The organism is uncultured Ruminococcus sp. (assembly GCF_934476685.1).
Taxonomy (GTDB): domain Bacteria; phylum Bacillota; class Clostridia; order Oscillospirales; family Ruminococcaceae; genus Hominimerdicola.
Map to the genome: position 1 here is coordinate 1 of NZ_CAKSNX010000037.1, position 3,358 is coordinate 3,358.

Genomic DNA, 3,358 nt, shown 5'->3' on the forward strand with positions numbered 1-3,358 from the left:
GTTTAGTCACTTACATTATACCATGAGTTTCTCTTTGAGTCTTCTTTTTTGTGTCATTTTATTTTACAACTTGCCATTTTTCAAAAACCTGCTTTTTCTCATACAAAAATAAAAGACCGCCTAAATAAGCAGTCTTTTAAAATCATGGTCGAGGCGACAGGAGTAATAATAACACTTCACGTTCCTTTTTATCTTTTCATTAATACGCTTGCAAACAGCGTATTTACGCTGTTTTAGTGCTTTCTGCTTGCTTCATATTTTGCAAGCATATTTTTACAATTTGCTTTAAACGTGTACGCAAAAATAGTAGCTCAATATACCTGATACCTCAGAACCGCTGAAATTCTACCTATATAAAAACAAAACCAGCCGACAAGGACTAACCCTGTCGGCTGAAACTATATCTATCCTCCCTACACCTTCTTAACAAACCCCGTCAAACATATCCACCCTGCGCCGCTTTTGAGTTTGCCCCAAGTCTGACCGTCTACGACCTTTTCTGCGACAATGGTGTATGTGTATCCGTACTTTGCTGTAACGCCCTTGACAAGCCTGCTTGATACTCCTGCGCCTGTTCTGACGTTCATGCCGCCATTATACGTTATCTTAACTTTGTAAGGACTAAAGCCTGCTGGCTGTGCGGTCGAGCCTGTACTGCCCAGCTTTTTGTTGACCTCAGAGGCTATGTAACCAAACTTGCCGCTGAGATACGGACCTGGGCAGGCTGTTGCCCAGTACCACTTATGCATAGTCAGATTGCCAGACTTATTGCCCGTATAGTTGAGCTTTTTAATGCCGTTGCGCTTGCAAATGTCCACGCAGAGATCAATAAGAGCCGTAAGAGCCTTGTCGCTGACGTGCCAATTAGGGTCACCGCCGTCGTTTGCCACCTCGATAGTGACCGCCCTCATATCATTGGCACGATTGGAGCTGCACCATGATCTGTACTGCTCATCTATCATCACACCGATGTTGCCCTTGCTGTCAATGCAGTAATTACAGCTGCCGCCACGAGCCTGCACAGAGGTGCAGCACCCTGTAAGGCTGAGATTACCTGCCATGTGGTGTATGGTTATCTTGTCGATCTTATGATCTCTCACGTTGTAATGGTCGGTCTTGCCTGACCACTTCCATTTTGCGAGTTTGCTGTTTGCCATAAAACTACTTCCTTTCTTTTCAAAAAAAATATAACAAAAGCACCTCGATCTCTCGAAGTGCTTGGGTCCATTATTTGATTGCGATGCATTCCACATCAACTGTAAACTGTCTGAGTGATCTTATTGCTTTTACAAGTCCGTTCCTGCTCTGTTCAGCCTCTTCAATATCTGAAGCATTCAGTATCCTGCGGCAATACTCATTTATCAGTATCATATCACTGTCAAGATATCCTATCAGACTTTTCATTTCCCTGCTTGGCAAATATGCTCTGCTTTCGAGTTTCTTTTCAATAAACAGCTCAGGCTTTTCGATCTTAATGCCATATATCCTGCACAGCTTATCAAACCCGCTCTGAGTGATGATATGCATTGCACCTATGTGTCTGTAAACCTTTGGGTTTTCCACCTTAAATTCTGCAAGCGTTCCTTTTTCAAGAAAGTAATAGTCCTTGCCTGCGGTAAGGTATTTACGCACTGCATAACTTATAGTCGAGCGATCTGATCTTGTCATATTTGCGATATCCGCTGTACTGAGAACCGACTGTCCTCTGAATGTTTTATCAAAGTAACTGTAATCGTCAAAGGTGAGCTGGTGTGGTTCACCGTGTACTGCTTTCGGAACAACGTCCTCAAATACCCATTTTTCAAACTCCTGTGCCTTTGGCAGCTTACTGTGACAAATAAGGCGGTAAACGTCTGCTTCTGGGATAAATGACATCTTCTGAACACCGCTGTTAGTGGGGGCGTCACGTTTCGTTACACCCTTGCAATGATCTATGATTGCTTTACGTGGATTGGAATATCCAAGAGCCTTAGCCACATCGGTACCACACCAAAGTGCAGGCTTGCCGCTTATCTGTCTTATCGTTCCGAACTGTTCATTTGTCTTTGTGATAATGTTTTCCATATTGATTTTCCTTTCTGATTGACAGAATACAAAATCTATGGTACAATGTGTATAGATAGAGTAATCTGTCGGTGGTGAGTTTGTTTGTACTTTTAGCGGAGTCAACAAACTCATTTTTTTATTTTGATTTTTCAATGTCTGCTTTTACCAACGATATACCTTTATGAATGACTTCTGCTTTGGTAATTCCAAGTGTTTCTGCACACTCTTCTAACGTAGAATAAGTTTCTTCCGATAGTCTTAATTCAAAGCGTTTATCTCTTTTGTCTAACGTTGGTCTACCCATTTTCTTTCTGCCATTTTCACTAATTTTAATCACGTCCTCTCTTGACATTCGGGGCAAAACGTGATATATTAAAAGCTAAGAGGGGCGGCGGCAGAACCGCCTGTCTTAGTTTTGTTGTTTGGAAGCCTTACTTATTTAGTAAGGCTTCTATTTTTTTAATCATTTCTTCTTTATCATCATTGTCTTTGATAATTTGAATGATTGCGTTTATCAGTGCTGTGAACTGCAAATCTGTCATATCTTCCATATTTCCTCCTTTCCCGTTCTGCCCCGATACTCATAAGGTTTTCCCTTACTGTATTTATAGTATAACATATGTACGTACAAAAGTCAAGAGATTTTTGAGGAAATATTGCACAAATTCAGCAACTAATTTTTATTGATTTTTTCCAAATCTTCAATGCGGTGGTTTGCCACCTTTATCTGCTCTGCCACCACCGCATAATCCTGTTCCAACTTGTACGTCCGAGCTATTACGCTGTTGTGCTTGTCCACACGCTCTGACAGCTTGTCTATCTTGTATTCAAGAAGTTTCTGGCTGTCGTACTGCGCCTGACGCATTGATTTTCGGCTGTTGGCGGCGATCACAAGCTGACATATCACCGCAGATGCCGCCGTTATCAGTGCCACGATTATTGCTTCTGTCATTCGTTTTCACCTTTGCCTTTCTGATACTGCGTGCCAAAGTAAAAAGCTATGACCGTTGTAAATATCGTCAAAAACTGCTCCGCCGAAATGGTGTGTCTGAGTGCCAGCACGCAGAACACCGCCGTCAGCAGTATTGTGACGATGGATTTTACGTCGATAAGTTTTGCAAGTTTGTTTTTCATGTTCTCCCTCCTATTATTCGTCTAGCAGCGCATACGCACCGCTGTAAAGATAACTTTTGCCGCCTATGTCAATAATGCCCTCGACCCCTGAATACGGCGACGTGGGGGTGACGTAAAGGTCGGGGCAGTAGTCATCAACGCCTGAGCAGACCACATTTACTATGGACGTGTACGGCAG

General features: G+C 42.5%; 5 protein-coding genes. All 5 read right to left on the reverse strand.

The window, feature by feature from the left end; all coding sequences use genetic code 11:
* Window positions 1-413: 413 nt before the first annotated feature.
* The 5 genes from Q0E19_RS11690 to Q0E19_RS11710 all read right to left on the reverse strand — a co-directional run bounded on the left by Q0E19_RS11690 (window position 414) and on the right by Q0E19_RS11710 (window position 3,180).
* Window positions 414-1,157 (reverse strand): peptidoglycan recognition family protein, encoded by a 744-nt coding sequence (locus Q0E19_RS11690; protein WP_294409707.1) that lies wholly within the window; start codon window positions 1,155-1,157, stop codon window positions 414-416.
* Window positions 1,158-1,227: 70 nt separating this feature from the next.
* Entirely contained in the window at window positions 1,228-2,064 is an 837-nt protein-coding gene (locus Q0E19_RS11695) for a Bro-N domain-containing protein (protein WP_294409708.1), read from the reverse strand.
* A gap of 118 nt (window positions 2,065-2,182) precedes the next feature.
* A complete protein-coding gene (locus Q0E19_RS11700; protein ID WP_294409710.1) occupies window positions 2,183-2,398 on the reverse strand; it encodes a CopG family transcriptional regulator in 216 nt (71 codons plus the stop codon).
* Between the two features lie 321 nt (window positions 2,399-2,719).
* On the reverse strand, window positions 2,720-2,998 hold the full coding sequence (locus Q0E19_RS11705; protein WP_294409711.1) for a hypothetical protein: 279 nt from the start codon (window positions 2,996-2,998) through the stop codon (window positions 2,720-2,722).
* Complete coding sequence (locus Q0E19_RS11710; RefSeq protein ID WP_294409713.1) at window positions 2,995-3,180, reverse strand: hypothetical protein; 186 nt, start codon at window positions 3,178-3,180, stop codon at window positions 2,995-2,997. Before Q0E19_RS11710 ends, Q0E19_RS11705 begins: the two co-directional genes overlap by 4 nt.
* Window positions 3,181-3,358: the final 178 nt, after the last annotated feature.